A 16454-nucleotide genomic window follows, 5' to 3' on the forward strand; every position below is an offset into this window, starting at 1 on the left:
GGATCTCTCCTCTAAGTTGTCTGCAAGATATTGATTTACTTTTGAAGAAGCATTAGCAATTGAATTTAGGTATAATTCACGATCTTGAGTATTTAAACTCTCATAAAAATTTTGAACTGATTGGAAGACTAACTCTTCTTCGGATATGTTAGAAGCATATGAAGTTATTGGGATGCAGGATAGAACTAAAGCAAACGATAGAAAAAAAATGAATAAAAACTTTTTTGGCAATAAAGCTATACTATTCTGTACTTTGACTTTCATAAAAACACCTCCTCGATTTTACTTTATTCATACAACAATGGAATAAAAAAGAAAATAGTTGTCTTTTTTGGTTTTGATAGATTGGAAGTTTAAGAAACGGCTGTACCGTGTTTCAGTGATAAAAAATTTCTTTATTAAAAGCCAAGTAGATATCTTGGGGAATTTACACCACTTGCATTTAGAACTTATAGAATTGGCGAAGCCTCTTAACATGTTGAGAAACCCACGTCATCAGACGTCAGGTTTCTCATTTTTCAATTGTAAAGCGCCTTCTTATCGAATAAGGGAGGGCATCCCTTCATGTTGTCGAGATATCCCAAAGAGAAAAAACTCTTGCTTTTTGGCAATTCCTTGCTTAAAATTTTCACTAAGGAAACATTTTTATATATGACTAAAAAACAAAGCCGAAGCAAACAAGTGTTTACTTGTACAACATTGAGTGATTTGGGAGAGAGGAGAAGCGAAATGGATGAGCTGAAGGTGAAGAAAAGCCCGTTTGAAAGGGCCAAAATGACGTTAGGCGTATTGGCGCTGATCGTATTGGCGGCCTGTTCCAAAGTAGAAGGTCAGGCGGATCAAATCCGACGTTCGGCGGACGATACCCCGATACAGGTGGTGGCCACGATCGGGATGATTACGGATGTCGTACGGGAAGTCGGCGGCAAGCAGGTCGAGGTGACCGGACTGATGGGACCGGGGGTGGACCCCCATTTATACAAGGCGTCGCAAGGGGATATCGAGAAGCTGGACAATGCGGAGGTCGTGTTTTACGGCGGGCTGCATTTGGAAGGGAAAATGACGGAAATTTTCGAGAAATTGGAGCAGAGGAAGCGGACCGTGGCGGTCTCGAAGGATATCGACCCGGCCTTGCTGCGCTCCGGCGCGAATGCCGGCGGCACGCAGTACGACCCGCATATCTGGTTTAACGTTCGGCACTGGATGACGGCGACCCAAACGATCCGTGACACGTTGTCGGCCTATGATCCGGACCATGCGGACGTTTACCGGAAGAACGCCGAGGCGTATATCGGCGAATTGGAGAAGCTGGATGCGGAAATCAAGGAACGGATCGCCGAAATCCCCGAGCAGGATCGGGTGTTGGTGACGGCCCACGATGCGTTTGGTTACTTCGGAGATGCTTACGGCATCCAAGTGATGGGGCTGCAGGGAATCAGCACGGCGGCGGAATACGGTTCGAAGGACGTCGCCAAGCTTCGGGACTTCTTGGTCGAGAACAAGATCAAGGCCGTGTTCGTGGAATCGAGCATCCCCACTAAATCGATGGAGGCCGTCATCGCCGGAGCCGCAGAGCTGGGGCATACGGTCAAGATCGGCGGCGAGCTGTATTCCGATTCCTTGGGCGAAGCCGGTTCGGAGGCGGACACGTACATTCACATGGTCCGGCATAATGTCGACACGATCGTTGAGGCGTTGAAATAAATGCAGAAAGGGAGTGCAGAGATGAATGGTTATCCGCTTGAAGTTAACCGATTAACGGTCGCTTATCAGAAAAAGCCGGTGTTGCGATCGGTATCTTTTCAAATCCCGGAGGGGCAGTTGATCGGGATTCTCGGCCCGAACGGAGCGGGGAAATCGACGCTGTTGAAAGCCGTGATGGGGTTGCTTCCGACCCTGGACGGCGAAGTACGCATCTACGGTCGGTCCTACCGGGAACAACGCAAATTGATCGGTTATGTGCCGCAGCGCGAATCGGTCGATTGGGATTTCCCGACGAATGCGCTAGACGTGGTGATGATGGGACGTTACGGCCAGCTTGGCTGGTTTCGCCGCCCCGGGGCGAAGGAACGGCAGATTGCCCTCGAGTGTTTGGCCAAGGTAGGGATGGCGGAGTATGCCGGCCGCCAGATCAGCCAGTTGTCCGGCGGCCAACAGCAGCGCGTGTTCCTGGCCCGGGCATTGGCGCAGAACGCGCAGGTGTATTTTATGGATGAACCGTTTGCCGGCGTGGACGCCACCACGGAAAAAGCGATCATCGCCCTGCTGCACGAATTGAAGGAGCAGGGGAAAACGGTGCTGGTCGTACATCACGATTTATCCACGGTTAAGGAATACTTCGATCACGTGCTGCTGTTAAACGGCGAATTGATTGCCGCTGGCCCCACCGGGGAGACGTTTACGCCGGATCATTTACACCAGACGTACGGCGGAAGAATCGCCATGCTGGCGGATTTCGGCCCTGTGCCCGCAGGGACGGTGTGACGGCGATGCTAACGACATTGTGGCAATGGGTTACCGATCCGAACCTGCAGTGGATCTTGATGGGATCCCTGCTATTGGGCTTAGGCAGCGGCGTTATCGGCTCCTTCACCTTCCTGCGCAAGCAAAGCTTGCTTGGGGATGCGTTGGCGCACGCCGCGTTGCCGGGGATTTGCATCGCATTTATGCTAAGCGGCGTCAAATCGGTGGGCTTGTTTATGCTCGGCGCGATCCTCGCCGGGATGGCGGCGACGTTTGGCATTTCCGCAATTACCCGTTATACGCGGATTAAGCAGGATGCAGCGCTTGGCATCGTACTGTCCGTGTTCTTCGGCATCGGAATCGTGATGCTGACCAAAATCCAGCACAGCGGCAACGGGAATCAGAGCGGGCTCGACAAATACATGTTTGGGCAGGCAGCCTCGATGATGCTGGCGGACGTATATCTGATGGGCGCGGTGTCCGTGCTGCTCATCGTGATTTGCGCGCTGCTCTTTAAGGAGTTTAAGCTGGTGAGCTTCGACCCCGGCTTTGCCAGAGGCATGGGGCTCAAAGTTGCCTTCCTTGAACAGCTGCTGCTGCTCATGACCGTCGTGGCGGTCGTCGTGGGAATTCAGGCCGTGGGCGTGGTACTGGTGGCCGCCCTTCTCATTACGCCGGCGGTTGCCGCCCGGTACTGGACCGACGCGTTAGGTACCATGGTCGTGCTGGCCGGCGTCTTCGGAGCGCTGTCGGGGGTCACCGGCACGCTGATCAGTTCAACCTTGTCGAATCTGCCGACCGGTCCGGTGACGGTGCTGGCGGCCACTGCGTTGTTTTTCGGCTCCGCCGTGTTTGCGCCGAATCGGGGGCTGTTGATGAAGTGGGTGCGTCGCTGGCGCAGCCGAAGCGAAATGCAACAACCTGCGGAGTTGGCGATGATCCGGCAAGCCGGGAACGCGGTCGAAAGGGGGGCGGAATAACATGGCCGATTTTTGGATTATTTTGACCGGCACGCTGGTGGCGGCGACATGCGGAATTTTAGGCTGCTTTCTGATTTTGCGGAAAATGGCCATGGTCGGGGATGCCATCAGCCACTCCGTGCTGCCGGGCATCGCCATCGCGTTTCTGATCAGCAGCTCGCGGGACTCCATGCTGATGCTGATCGGAGCGGCCGTCCTAGGGCTCGTCACGGTTTTCCTGATCCAGGCGCTGCAGCAAAGCGGCCTGCAATCCGATGCCTCGATCGGCATCGTGTTTACCGCGCTATTTGCCGTCGGCGTGATCCTGATCAGCCGGAACGCTTCACATATCGATCTGGATTTGGATTGCGTATTGTTCGGCGAGATCGCCTACGTGCAGTGGGATACCTGGATTTGGAACGGCTACGATATGGGGCCGATCGCCGTCTGGATGCTGGGCGGGACACTGCTCCTCGTGCTGGCGGCCATCCTTCTGTTCTACAAGCAGTTTAAGCTATGTGCCTTCGATCCGGCGCTGGCGGCTGCGATAGGCATTCCGGTCGCCTTGTTCCACTATTTGCTGATGGGGCTCGTTTCGTTGTCCACGGTCGCTTCCTTTGAGAGCGTAGGCGCGATCCTGGTCGTCGGCATGTTGATCATCCCGGCTTCCGCGGCTTATCTGCTGACGGATCGGCTCAGCGTCATGCTGGGGTATAGCGTGCTGATCGGGGCGATCAGCGCCGCTGGCGGTTACTACGCCGCCAAATGGTTGGATGCTTCCATAGCCGGTTCGATGGTGACGGTCGCCGGCATCTTGTTCCTGCTGGCGTTCGTCGGCTCTCCAAAGCACGGCCTGATCGCCCGGTTCGGCAAACGGAAACGGCTGAACTCGGCGGCGGTTTAACCCGAAAATGACAGCATTTGCCTCGTTTTTGCTACCAAGTGGCAGCCCTCCCCGTATTACCTGATATAATTAGCCGGCTAAAGGTCCGGCAAGAACATATCTTAAGGAGAGGGATTCATATGGAGGCAGGGACGCAGCAACATCCAAAGAAGAGTATGCCGTTGGGAAAATGGATTTCCACGGCCATCATCGTCATCGTCGTGCTGATCGTCGGGTCAAACAGCTACTCGCAGGTAGAATACGGACACGTCGGATTGTACAAAACGTTCGGGAAGTTGAACGACAATGTTTTATCCCCGGGCATGCATTTCAAAATTCCGTTTATTCAAACCGTCATTCAAGTGAATACGCAGGTCACCAAAACGGAAACGGATACGACCGCTTCCTCCAAGGACTTGCAGCCGGTATCCACGCACGTCGCCGTCAACTATTCGGTGAACAAGGATTCGGCCTACAATCTGATGAACAATATCGGCGGCAATTACGATACGGTCATCATTAACCCGGCCGTGCAGGAAATCGTCAAAGAAGTGACGGCTCGCTACCAGGCCGAGGATTTGATCGCCAAACGCGACATCGTCGCCGGAGAGATCAGCGAGCATCTGACTGCCCGTCTGGCAAAATACGACTTAATCGTTAACGAAATTAATATCGTCAATTTCAAGTTCTCCGACGCGTTTAACCAGTCGATCGAAGCGAAGCAGGTCGCTCAGCAGCAAGCGCTGAAAGCCAGCAACGACCTGAAGCGGATCCAGATTGAAGCGCAGCAGAAGATTGCCCAGGCGGAAGCCGAGGCCGAATCGCTTAAGTTGAAGAAGCAGGAGGTAACGCCGGAGTTGGTGCAACTGAAGCAGATCGAGGTGCAGGAGAAAGCGTTGGAAAAATGGGACGGCAAGCTCCCGCAAGTGACGGGAGGCGCCACGCCATTCATCGACATCCAGTCGCTGACCAGTCAGCGCTAAAATAAAATCGAAGTGGAACCGAACCTAGCCGCCTTCAAGGGCGGCTTTTTCGGGTTTGCGGCCTGCTTCGCAGCGTGTCCCCGAGCTTTGTCGGAATCCGGGATTATGGTAAAATGTCGGTATGCTGTTTAGAGAGTAGAACATATTGCGGATAGGGGAGCTGTCTGTTGTTGAAATACAAACTGTTGGCGCTCGATATGGATGGTACGCTGCTTAATGATGAACATCAAATTACGCCGGAGACGGAACGCTGGATTCGCAAGGCGGCGGCTGCCGGGGTGCATGTCTGCTTGTCGACGGGACGCGGTTATCAAGAGGCAGTTCCGTACGGGGATCAATTAGGTTTGGGAACGCCGATGATCACCGTGAACGGGAGCGAGGTTTGGAAGTCGCCGCATGAGCTGTACCGCCGGGTATTGCTCGATCGATCTTTCGTTTCGCGAATGTACGACATTTCCCGGGAAAAGAAGGTCTGGTTTTGGGCCTACGCCGTCGAAGGCAGCTATAACGAAACGAATTGGGAACCGGAATTATTGGAACGGAATCAATGGATGAAGTTTGGATATTTTACCGAGGACGACGAGGTGAGGGGAGAAATTTTGCGGCAGCTGCAGGAGATGGGCGGCCTCGAAATTACGAATTCGTCCCCGCACAATCTGGAAATTAATCCGAAGAGAATCAGCAAAGCCAGCGGGATCGACACGGTTTGCGGGCTGCTTGGGCTAGAGATGTCCGAGGTCGTAGCGGTTGGCGACAGCTTGAACGACTTGGCGGCGATCGAAGCCGCGGGGCTTGGCGTAGCGATGGGGAACGCTCAAGAGGCCGTGAAGGAGAAGGCCGATGTCGTGACCACGTCGAATAATGAGGATGGAATTGCCTGGATCATTCGGGATTATATTTTGACGGGGGAGTGAGAAGATGGCGCTGACCGTGCTGGGTTGGATTCTGGTGATCGCCCTGTTTGCCGTAGGGATGGCTGGAGCCGTGTATCCCGTATTGCCTGGGGTACTGGCCGTTTATTTTGCCTTTTTCGTGTATGGGTGGTTTTTCTCGTTCGAGCCGTTTGGCCCGTTCTTCTGGATCCTGCAAACCTTGATCGTTGTCGTGCTGATGGTGGCGGACTATGCGGTCGGGGCTTGGGGGGTTAAAAAATTCGGCGGCAGCAAGCTGTCGGTATGGCTCAGTACGATTGGCATCATCGTCGGCCCGTTTGTGATCCCGGCTTTCGGCTTGGTGCTGGGTCCGCTGCTTGGCGCGATGATCGGGGAATTGATCAAGGGCGAGTCGCTGTCCAAGTCATTCAAAGTCGGCGTCGGCTCGGTCGTTGGCTTGTTTAGCAGCATGGTCGTCAAAGTGATTTTGCAGCTGGTCATGATCGTCGCCTTCATCATCTGGATCGTCTCGTTTTAACTTATGAATTTCAGTTTGCACTCATCAGGATTGCGGGAAAGAAGGAATCGGTTTTGTCCAAGAAGGAATCGTTCATCAAAGGTACGTTAATATTAGCGGGGGCCGCGCTGATCGCGAGGGTGCTTGGCTTGTTCCAGCGGGTTCCGCTGGAGCACATCCTCGGAGACATCGGGAACGCGTCCTATTCGCAAGCGAATGCGGCGTATTTCATGCTGCTAACTTTAGCGACGGCTGGCATTCCGAGCACGCTGAGCAAAATGGTGTCGGAGCGGCATGCGCTGAACCGGCCGGAGGAAGCGCGTCGCGTCTATCAGGCGGCGCTTTTGTTTGCGGGCGCGGCAGGCGTGGTAATGTTCGCGCTGCTGTTTGTTCTCGCGCCATATTATGCTGAAGCATCCGGCGTTCCGGAATCGGTGGTCGCCATTCGGGCCCTGGCTCCCGCACTTCTGCTGTTTCCGCTGATCGCCATTATACGCGGTTATCTGCAGGGCCGGAACATCATGATCGCGGGCGGAGTTTCGCAGGTGATCGAACAAATCGTGCGGGTGGCCACCGGCATTATTTTGGCATTCGTTCTGTTTAACTGGGGGTACTCGGGCGAGCAGATTGCGGCGGGCGCAACCTTTGGTGCGGTACTTGGCGGCGTGGCGGCGTTGATCGTCATGCTGGTTTACAGCATGAAATTGCAGCGGAAGGACCAGACCGAGGGGCAAGGAAAACCGCGTGGCGAGTCCGATCGTCTGCCGTTTAAGCGGATTTACGCGGAAATCTTCAAACTGTCGATTCCGATCGTGTTGACCGCGCTGGCGGTGCCTGCCGTCAACTTCATCGACAATTCGATCCTGAAGCCGCTGCTGACCGGGCAGATCGGCTCGGGACAAGCAACGTATATCCTCGGTATTCTCGGGAATCGGGCCCAGATGATCGCCGGCATTCCGCCGATTCTGGCGATTGCGCTGAGCCAATCGCTGGTGCCGATCATCTCCGCCGCGTATGCGCGAAAAGACCAGGAGCATTTGCAGCGTCAAGTGACCTTGGCGATGCGGGTTGCGGTGCTGAGCGGGATGCCGATCATTCTCGCGTTGGGCACGGCGGCCTATTCCGTGAACGGGCTGTTGTTCAGTACCCGGGACGGCAGCAGCATCGTGGCTTTGCTGACGTTCGCTACGATTTTCCAGATCACGATGATGACCAGTAACTCGATTCTGCTTGGGGTAGGCAAAGCCAACTTGTCGATGGTGCACGTGGCGATCGGGATTCTCGTGAAGCTGGCAGCCAGCTACGTGCTTGCTCAGTTTTGGGGGATTTATGGCATCATTATCGCCACCGGTCTCTGCTTCCTCGTCATCACGCTGTTAAATGTGCGGACGATGAAGCAAATCGTGCCGTTTTCCTTGATGGGAAGCCGCTGGGGCGGGTTCCTGGTGACGGTCGTTGCGTTGTCCGGTATCGGCTATGGCTTGAACCAGGCCGGAATCCAAATGGTGGATCTGATGCCGGCGCGCGTCGCATTCTTCCTGACTTGCTGCATCGTTGGCGTGGCGGTCGTCGCGTTGTATCCGGTGCTGCTCATCCTGCTGCGCGTCGTCCGGAAGGACGAGCTGGCCGGTTACCCGGCGCCGCTTCGCAAGGTGCTGTCCCCGCTGATGCGGTTGCAGCGCGGAGGGCGGCAGGTGGGGTAGGATAAGATTGCCTCTGGGAGTTCCCGACCTATGGCCATATGGTGCAGCTCTTTGCATGATTATCCCTTTGGCTCAGGGTAGCAAAAGTTGCGAGAGGGGCTGCTCCCGCCCTATGGTCATATGTGCTGCTCTTTGCACGATTATCCCTTTGGCTCAGGGAAGCAAAAGTTGCGAGAGGGGCTGCTCCCGCCCTATGGTCATATGCGTGCAGCTCTTTGCATGATTATCCCTTTGGTTCAGGGAAGCAAAAGTTGCGAGAGGGGCTGCTCCCGCTCCGCGGTCATATGCGTGCAGCTCTTTGCATGATTATCCCTTTGGTTCAGGGAAGCAGAAGTGGACAGTTGCGGGGGGAAGCACCCGAATGGTTATTGTCCAGCTACCTGATTATACGGGATAATGGTGCAAAACAAGCTGCACAAGAGGGGCCCCTCCGCGGGTCGACGCTCCTCACTCCTCCGCCGCATCGTGCACCAATGCGGTTTCGAGGATGCCGTTCCGGTGCGACCGGCTGATGTCGCACAGGAACGGCGCCTTCGGCGCGCTGATGCCATCCAGCGCGCGGGTGTCCTTGAGCCAATCCTCCCGGGAGATTGGCTCATAGGCGGTGTCGCCCCAAGCGCTCAGCAGCTTGGGGCTGTAGAGACGCTGGCCCGGCGGCAGCGTCTCATGCTCCAGAAGCTCTGACCCCTGCACCTTGGCGGTCAGAGCTTCTTCCAAATTGGCCGTGAACAGCTCCGGCCAATAATCCGCCCGCGAGCCGCTGTGCGGCACGCGAGCGGCGAACCGCTCCGCGCCGCTGCGCACGGCGCGGTAGCCCATGAGCATCGCGTACAGGCTTTTGCCTAACGCGATGCGGGCAGGCAGGCTGCCGAAGTCGGAGACGGTGCGCCCCGCCAGGCGGCGCGCCTCACTCCCGGCAGCCCCGTCCCCCTCCGCCTGTTCGCTCAGCGGGAACACCACCTGGTTTAATCCGGCCAGGCTGAACAGGCGAAAGTTCATTTTTCCCGTAACGTGTTTCTGGAAATAGGGATGGCGCACCACGCGCTTTTCGATATAATTCTGCTCGTTGATGATCAGCCCGACGGTGAGCAAGGCGCTCCCACGGTCGATCCAAAACCGTTCCCAGAACGGCCGCATAAAGCCGGAGACATGAAAATACGGCAACAGGTGGAATCGGCTGGCCCCAAGCTCCCGGCTCTTCATATACAATCTCAGCTGCGGGTAGGCATCCTGGAAAATCAAAGCGTTGCTCCGTTCCAGAAAGCGGTAGGTAAGCCGTTTCTCCTCGGCGTCGATGACATCGGCCATCCGGCTGCTGTGCAAGTCCGTCATATTCCAGCCGGCATTCCGCGAGACCATATGCGCGAGAAACGCCCAATGCAGCTCGGGGCAGGCTTGGTAGCAGGCGAGATAAGCTGCCGTCCGGCTGATGTTGTTAGCCCCGGCCAGCCGCGTTTCCTCGGCGATGGCTTCGACCAGCCGCAAATCCTCGGCGCTATACTCTTCCCCTGCCGATGGTCTGGAGGGCGCGGTACGCCGCAACTGCTCCTCGATGTCGGTGATGACCGTGCGGGCAGCCGCTTCGTTCCAGCCCAAAGATACCGTCTCTTTCCGCATTCGGGACGAATCGGAAAACGAGGCGGTTTTGCTTCTGAACATAGTTGAAAAAGCGGCGGGAAGGCGGTACATCAATCTTCGCAGATGGACCGCCTTCCCCTTGGTCTGACGGGGGTCACCCATGGGGTTACGCCCTCCCTTCTGTCCGAGCGGCTTTCAAAGCTTGCCGAGCGCTGAATATTTAGCGGCCGACAAGGCATAATATTTTATCAGTATGTCCGAAATATTTGACTTCCACTCCCGGTTTTGGTTGACTAGAAGTACCTTAGAGGAAAGGAAGGATTGCCAATGAAAAAAATAACGTCCCCCGCGGAATTTCAAGTCAGCATCCAATCCAGCAACCTGATCGTGGCCGTGTTCAAGGCCGACTGGTGCGGGGATTGCAAATTCATAGATCCGTTTATGCCTGACGTCGAGGAGAAGTACGCAGGCCGGTTGACGCTGATCGAGGTCGATGTCGACCAGGTCGGCGATGTCAGCCAGGAGCAGAACATTCTGGGCATCCCGAGCTTCGTCGCCTATACCGATGGCCGCGAGCTGGTCCGATACGTCAACAAATTGCGGAAATCCCGCGAGGAAATCGAGAATTTCCTGAACAAAGCGTTGGACGTGTACCACACGCTGCATGACACGCCGGAGACTCGCGATACGTTGTAAAACCGCCATTATATTCCTCACACCGCCGCAAGGGTTTCCTTTGCGGCGGTGTCTATTTTTCAACATTTTCTATGAAAGAGGTTGCTTCATCGGTTATAATGAAAGGGATTTAGCGATTAACTAAAAGGTGTGAACCGTTTGAATACGAAATATTTGAAATGGCTCAGTTACGCGTCCTGCTTCGTCATGTTCCTGGCCACGCTAGGTGGCAGCGTCGTGACCAAAACCGAATCGGGACTGGGCTGCGGCAATGATTGGCCGCTGTGTTACGGGAAATTTGTACCCGCTCATACGCTTGCTTCCATGATCGAATATTCCCACCGCGCCGTCAGCGGGGCGGCCGGATTGTTTTCTTTGGCGGCGTTTGTCGCCTTTTGGTTGTACCGGAAGAACCGCAAAGACCTGCAACTGTACTCCCTGTTGGCCTTGATCTTCGTCATGGTGCAAGCCGTCATGGGGGCGATGGCGGTGATCTATCCCACGTCATCCGCCGTTATGGCGCTGCATTTCGGGTTTTCGTTGATCGCCTTCGCCAGCTCGATCATGCTGGTGCTGGGCGTCCGTCAGGAAGAACGCGGACAAGCCGGCGCGGCGTCCCAAGCCCATGCCCCGGCGGCCCGCGTGTCCAAAGCGTTCCGCAACCTGACCTGGCTGGCTACCGGCTACACGTATATCGTCGTTTATATCGGCGCTTATGTCAGCCATACGGACTCGGCCGGCGGGTGCAGCGGTTGGCCATTATGCAACGGGCAGCTTGTTCCCGGATTGTCCGGGGGCGAAGGCATCGCCTTCATCCACCGGGTTGCGGCCGCACTGCTGCTGGTCGTGATCGCGACGGTTGGCCATTTTGCCTTCCGCAAGCATCCCGGATTACCGGAAATCCGCAAGCTGGGCGTCGCCGCAACGCTGCTGGTGATCATTCAGGTGTTTACCGGGGCGACCATCGTGCTGACGTTAAATAATTACCATGTTTACCTGTTTGCCTCGCTGGCGCACATTATCGTGCTGGCCGCTTTATTTGGAGTTTTATGCTACCTTAGCGTCCGAACCTGGCAACTTAGCCGTACGGCAGAGGTACAAGCGCCGCCGGCCGGCAAGGCGGTTTGACCACGTGATTGTCATGAATCTGTAGAATGACGGGCGCACAGGCAACCGCTAAGGTAAGGTATACTTTTCTCTATAAGCGAACGTACTGCGACGACTGAGCGACAACCCCGTCCTATAGGAGGATCAACGAGATGACTTACAAGAACCTGCGGCAATGGATCGATGCGCTGCAAAAAGAAAACGACCTGGCCATCATCGACGTGCCCGTCGACCCCTACCTGGAGTTGGCCGAAATTCACCGGCGGGTCATTGATGACGGCGGCCCGGCTTTGCTGTTCACCAATGTCAAAGGAACCCCGTTTCCGGTGGCAACGAACCTGTTCGGAACGCCTCGTCGCGTGGAGATGGCTTTTGGTCCCCGTCCCGAAATGCTTGCTAACCAACTGGTCGAGGCCATACATAAACTGCTGCCGCCGACGCCCAAAGCGATTTGGAACGAACGCGGGCTGATCCGCGATGTGTTGAAGGTCGGCATGAAAACCGTATCCAAGAACGAAGCCCCGATTCTCGGGGTCTGCCGGACGGAAGCGCCGCTGAAGGATCTGCCGAAAGTGACGAGCTGGCAGAAAGACGGCGGTCCGTTTATTACGCTGCCGCTTGTGTATACGGAAAATCCGTTGCAGCCAAAAGAAAACAACCTGGGCATGTACCGGATCCAATTGTATGATGACCAGACGACCGGAGTGCACTGGCAAATTCAGAAAGGCGGCGGTTTCCACTACCACGAAGCCGAGAAACGCGGCGAGCCGTTGCCGGTTTCCGTATTCTTGGGCGGACCGCCGGCTATGGTCGCTTCGGCGATTTCGCCGGTACCCGAGCATTTGTCCGAGCTGCTCGTAGCTTCGTTTATCCTGGGCGAGAAGCTGCCGATGGCGGAGAACCCGCTGGGCGGCCATCGCATTCCGGCCGAGTCGGAATTCGCCATTTCCGGACTGGTGCCGCCGCACGAACGACGTCTTGAAGGTCCGTTCGGCGACCATTTCGGATATTATTCCTTGCAGCATGAATTCCCGGTGCTGCACGTCAACCATATGTGGCATCGCAAGGATGCCATCTACCCGGCAACGATCGTCGGCAAACCGCGCCAGGAGGATTATTACTTAGGCGACTTCCTGCAAAAGCTGCTGTCGCCGGCGTTCCCGATCGTAATGCCGAACGTTCGCTCCCTTTGGACGTATGCGGAGAGCGGGTTCCATGCGCTCAGCTCAGCCGTGGTTCGCGAAAGCTACTCCCGCGAAGCGCTCGTGTCGGCGTTCCGCATTCTGGGGGAAGGACAGCTCTCGCTGACCAAATTCCTTATGCTGACGGACAAGCTGATCGATCTGGCGGATTTTCGTTTGCTGCTTAAGACGGTGCTGGAGCGTTTCGATCCGCGCACGGATCTGTTTATTCTCAACAATACGTCCCATGACACGCTGGATTATACCGGCCATAAACTGAATCATGGCAGCAAGGCCATTCTGATCGGTGTCGGCGATCCCGTACGGGAATTGCCTCGTGCGTATGAGGAAGGCGAAATAACCGAAATCGACAGCATCCAAGTTTTTCATGACGGATGTCTTGTCGTTTCCGGTGCATCCTATGAGGACGAGCCGGAGCTTGCCGGTCGGCTGCTTGGCCGGCTGCGCGAGCGCGGGACCGCCTGGCCGCTGGTGGTGCTGGTGGATAACGCCGAAGCGGCGACCCAGGATCAAACGGCCTTCCTGTGGACGGTGTTTACGCGCTTTAATCCGGCTAGCGATACTTACGCCGCCTCCGAGGTCCGCCAGCATCATCTGGCCTACGGGTTGCCGCTGGTGATCGATGCCCGCATGAAGCCGGGTTATCCGGATGAGCTGTTCCCGCAAGAGGACGTCGTGTCCTTAGTGGATCAGCGTTGGAAATCCTACTTTCTGTGAAACGGGGAATGCCTATGCTGCGAAGCTTGCTGGGCGAGCCGCCTCGGCAAAACGAGGGTCGGTTGGCCGAAACGATCGACGCGATGATGCAGACGATCCGGCTGCTGCAAAAGGAAATCAAAGAGCATCAGGATCCTTCCCATGATTTCCGCAAGCTGGAGATTTGGGTCCATGGCTTGATCTCTTCGTTGGATGAACTCGAACAATGTTTGTTCGCTGCGGCCTTTTTCCGCAAAAAGGTCCGCACCGAATTTGTCGAGGACATGGATCCGGTTGAACGGGCCGATTACGCGAGGTATGTCTACTTCTACAAGGATGGCTTCATTCGGGTGTTCTCGGCGCTGGACAAGCTCGGGACGGTGCTGAACGAGCTGTTTGATCTGAATACGTCGAAGGTGAAGACGCATTTCTCTTATTTTACCGTGCTGCGCCAATTTGCTTATCTGAAGACCCATACGGAGCTTGGAAACCGGCTGAACGCCATCAAGGAGACCAACCGGGAGGCGCTTGGCGTTCTGCGGCGCCGGAGAAACACGGAGATTCACTACATGAACTCGGAGATGAAGGACGACTTGTGGCAGCGGCATCAGGCGTTGTTCGGGAAGGTTGCCCTGGAGGACCTGGACCAGCACATTCGCGAGCTGGAGCAAGGGTACCGCATGGTTTGCGACACGTATTTCACGACGTTCGACTACATCAATCAACGTTGGAAAAAAATAGCGGCGGTCTAAACCGATTGCCGTTCTTATTTTTCCTCTTTACAAAATGGGCAAAACTCATTATACTCATCAATAGTTTCATTACACGACTTTAAAATTTCATATTTTTCTTATCGAGAGAGGCGGAGGGAAAGGCCCGATGAAGCCCAGCAACCGATTCGCCCGTGATCGCGGAAGTATTAAGCCGCGTCGTCATGGGACCGAATGTCATGGTGCTAATTCCTTCAAAACCAATGCGTTTGTTAGCAGATGGTTTTGGCAGATGAGAAGGCATTGTCTTTACGTAGAGAGAGCCCTTTGAATCTGTAGGGGCTCTTTTCTTTTTTTCATACGCCGGTCGATAATTGTCCATGCTAGAAACAGGAGGTTAGCCGATTGATCGAACTAAAAGGAATTACCAAAATATATGGCACGAAAAAAACGGCGACCACCGCGCTGTCCGGGTTGAACCTCAGCGTTCGCAAAGGGGAAATCTTCGGTGTCATCGGCCATTCCGGCGCCGGCAAAAGCACGTTGATCCGCTGCATCAATTTGCTGGAGCGTCCGACCGAAGGCGAGGTGTGGGTCGGCGGGGTCGAGCTGACGAAGCTGGGCAAGCGCGAGCTTCAACAGCGGCGCCGCAAGATCGGGATGATTTTTCAACACTTCAACCTGCTCTCCTCGGCGACGGTTTACGATAATATCGCTTTTCCGCTGACGCTGATCGGAACGCCGAAGGCGGCCATCGCGGAGAAGGTCAATGAGCTGTTGGCCCTGGTCGGCCTGGAGGAGCACCGTCACAAGTATCCGTCGCAGCTCTCCGGCGGCCAGAAGCAACGCGTCGGCATCGCCCGGGCACTGGCCAGCGATCCGGACGTGCTGCTGTGCGACGAGGCCACCTCGGCGCTGGATCCGCAGACGACGGACTCCATCCTGAAGCTGCTGCTGGACATCAACCAGCGGTTCCAACTGACGATCCTGCTAATAACGCACGAGATGCACGTCATCCAAAGCATTTGCGACCGCGTGGCGGTGATTCACGAAGGCGGCATTGTGGAGGAAGGGCCGGTGACGGAAGTGTTCCTGAAGCCGAAGCACATGGTGACCCGGGAGTTTATCCACCGGGAGGCAGCGGGGGAAGAAGGCGTGAAGCTGGCCGCTTCCGTCCCGCATCCGGCGTGGTCCAGGCTGGTGAAAATCACGTTCCTGGGCGCGAAAACCTATGAATCGGTGTTGTCCCAGGTCGTACGGGAAACCGGCGTCAACTTCGCCATCCTGCAAGGTACGATATCAACGATCAAGGATATCCCGTATGGTCAATTGACCGTATCGTTCGAAGGCGAAGACGACCGGGTGGAGCGCACGCTGTCGCTCCTGCGGGAACGCGATCTTGACGTGGAGGTGATCGAATAATGGGAGGACTGGACTTCGGAACGATCGACTGGTCGGAAATGGGCACAGCCACGCTGGATACGCTGCAGATGATGGGGTATGCCACCTTGTTCACCTTCGTAATCGGGCTCCCGCTCGGGGTGCTGCTGTTCACCTTCTCTCGTTCCCAATCCTTGGTATTAGGATGGGTTTACCGGTTGATTTCGCTGATCGTCAACATTCTTCGCTCGGTTCCGTTCATCATCCTGATTGTCGCGTTGATTCCGGTCACGCGGGCCATCATGGGCGTATCCACCGGCGTGGAAGGCACGATTCCGCCGCTGGTGATCGGGGCAGCCCCGTTCTTCGCCCGGCTGGTGGAAACGGCGCTGCGCGAGGTTGATCGCGGAGTGATCGAAGCTTCCCAGGCGATGGGGGCTTCCTCGTTCCAGATCATCCGCAAGGTGCTGCTGCCGGAATCGCTGCCCGGCCTGATCGCGGGCATGACGATTACCGTTGTCACGCTGGTGTCCTATACCGCCATGTCGGGGATGGTCGGCGGCGGCGGACTCGGCGACTTGGCGATCCGTTACGGGTATTACCGGTATGAGACGGGGATCATGATCGTTTCGGTTATTTTCATGGTCATTCTGGTACAGGTGCTGCAAATGCTGGGAGACCGGCTGGTGATCTTTTTTACGCGGAAATAAGGAAAACCTAAATAGA

The 16454-nt window shown here is 55.8% G+C and carries 16 protein-coding genes and 1 riboswitch; of the genes, 14 read left to right on the plus strand and 2 right to left on the minus strand.

What is annotated here, in order from left to right; all coding sequences use genetic code 11:
• Positions 1-264, minus strand: a 264-nt coding sequence (locus MJ257_RS16940; RefSeq protein WP_240270348.1) for a hypothetical protein, incomplete at its 3' end; no start/stop codon positions are given.
• Positions 265-729: 465 nt separating this feature from the next.
• On the opposite strand from MJ257_RS16940, the gene MJ257_RS16945 reads away from it, so the two are divergent.
• The 8 genes from MJ257_RS16945 (at position 730) to MJ257_RS16980 (ending at position 8380) form a co-directional block, all read left to right on the plus strand.
• Positions 730-1704 carry a metal ABC transporter solute-binding protein, Zn/Mn family gene (locus MJ257_RS16945; protein ID WP_270406881.1) on the plus strand — a complete coding sequence of 325 codons (975 nt, stop codon included), beginning with the start codon at positions 730-732 and terminating at the stop codon, positions 1702-1704.
• Positions 1705-1725: 21 nt separating this feature from the next.
• Positions 1726-2484: a metal ABC transporter ATP-binding protein gene (locus MJ257_RS16950; protein WP_240270349.1), complete on the plus strand. Its 759-nt coding sequence runs from the start codon at positions 1726-1728 to the stop codon at positions 2482-2484.
• A gap of 5 nt (positions 2485-2489) precedes the next feature.
• Positions 2490-3443: a metal ABC transporter permease gene (locus MJ257_RS16955; protein ID WP_240270350.1), complete on the plus strand. Its 954-nt coding sequence runs from the start codon at positions 2490-2492 to the stop codon at positions 3441-3443.
• 1 nt (position 3444) lies between these two features.
• Complete coding sequence (locus MJ257_RS16960; RefSeq protein WP_240270351.1) at positions 3445-4326, plus strand: metal ABC transporter permease; 882 nt, start codon at positions 3445-3447, stop codon at positions 4324-4326.
• A gap of 155 nt (positions 4327-4481) precedes the next feature.
• Positions 4482-5288 carry a prohibitin family protein gene (locus tag MJ257_RS16965; protein WP_240270390.1) on the plus strand — a complete coding sequence of 269 codons (807 nt, stop codon included), beginning with the start codon at positions 4482-4484 and terminating at the stop codon, positions 5286-5288.
• Positions 5289-5458: 170 nt separating this feature from the next.
• Positions 5459-6202: a Cof-type HAD-IIB family hydrolase gene (locus MJ257_RS16970; RefSeq protein WP_270406883.1), complete on the plus strand. Its 744-nt coding sequence runs from the start codon at positions 5459-5461 to the stop codon at positions 6200-6202.
• A 10-nt stretch (positions 6203-6212) separates the two neighbouring features.
• The gene (locus tag MJ257_RS16975) at positions 6213-6698 is read left to right on the plus strand and encodes a DUF456 domain-containing protein (protein WP_240270392.1); all 486 of its coding nucleotides are present in this window, start codon (positions 6213-6215) and stop codon (positions 6696-6698) included.
• A 53-nt stretch (positions 6699-6751) separates the two neighbouring features.
• On the plus strand, positions 6752-8380 hold the full coding sequence (locus MJ257_RS16980) for a putative polysaccharide biosynthesis protein (protein WP_240270352.1): 1629 nt from the start codon (positions 6752-6754) through the stop codon (positions 8378-8380).
• Positions 8381-8827: 447 nt separating this feature from the next.
• Here the strand turns inward: MJ257_RS16980 and MJ257_RS16985 are convergent, their stop codons facing one another.
• Positions 8828-10120 carry a DUF2515 family protein gene (locus MJ257_RS16985; RefSeq protein ID WP_240270353.1) on the minus strand — a complete coding sequence of 431 codons (1293 nt, stop codon included), beginning with the start codon at positions 10118-10120 and terminating at the stop codon, positions 8828-8830.
• Positions 10121-10285: 165 nt separating this feature from the next.
• Here MJ257_RS16985 and MJ257_RS16990 point away from each other — a divergent pair, with 165 nt between their 5' ends.
• From MJ257_RS16990 to MJ257_RS17015, 6 genes are all read left to right on the plus strand, one after another.
• Positions 10286-10654, plus strand: a complete 369-nt coding sequence (locus MJ257_RS16990; protein ID WP_240270354.1) for a thioredoxin family protein — start codon at positions 10286-10288, stop codon at positions 10652-10654.
• A 138-nt stretch (positions 10655-10792) separates the two neighbouring features.
• Positions 10793-11761 carry a COX15/CtaA family protein gene (locus tag MJ257_RS16995; RefSeq protein WP_240270393.1) on the plus strand — a complete coding sequence of 323 codons (969 nt, stop codon included), beginning with the start codon at positions 10793-10795 and terminating at the stop codon, positions 11759-11761.
• 131 nt (positions 11762-11892) lie between these two features.
• The gene (locus MJ257_RS17000) at positions 11893-13659 is read left to right on the plus strand and encodes a UbiD family decarboxylase (RefSeq protein WP_240270355.1); all 1767 of its coding nucleotides are present in this window, start codon (positions 11893-11895) and stop codon (positions 13657-13659) included.
• Between the two features lie 14 nt (positions 13660-13673).
• Positions 13674-14390 carry a Cthe_2314 family HEPN domain-containing protein gene (locus tag MJ257_RS17005; protein ID WP_240270356.1) on the plus strand — a complete coding sequence of 239 codons (717 nt, stop codon included), beginning with the start codon at positions 13674-13676 and terminating at the stop codon, positions 14388-14390.
• A gap of 95 nt (positions 14391-14485) precedes the next feature.
• Positions 14486-14647: riboswitch (SAM riboswitch) on the plus strand.
• 106 nt (positions 14648-14753) lie between these two features.
• Positions 14754-15770 (plus strand): methionine ABC transporter ATP-binding protein, encoded by a 1017-nt coding sequence (locus MJ257_RS17010; RefSeq protein WP_240270357.1) that lies wholly within the window; start codon positions 14754-14756, stop codon positions 15768-15770.
• Positions 15770-16438, plus strand: a complete 669-nt coding sequence (locus MJ257_RS17015; RefSeq protein ID WP_240270358.1) for a methionine ABC transporter permease — start codon at positions 15770-15772, stop codon at positions 16436-16438. Before MJ257_RS17010 ends, MJ257_RS17015 begins: the two co-directional genes overlap by 1 nt.
• Positions 16439-16454: the final 16 nt, after the last annotated feature.

It is taken from the genome of Paenibacillus timonensis (assembly GCF_022427145.1).
Taxonomy (GTDB): domain Bacteria; phylum Bacillota; class Bacilli; order Paenibacillales; family Paenibacillaceae; genus Fontibacillus; species Fontibacillus timonensis.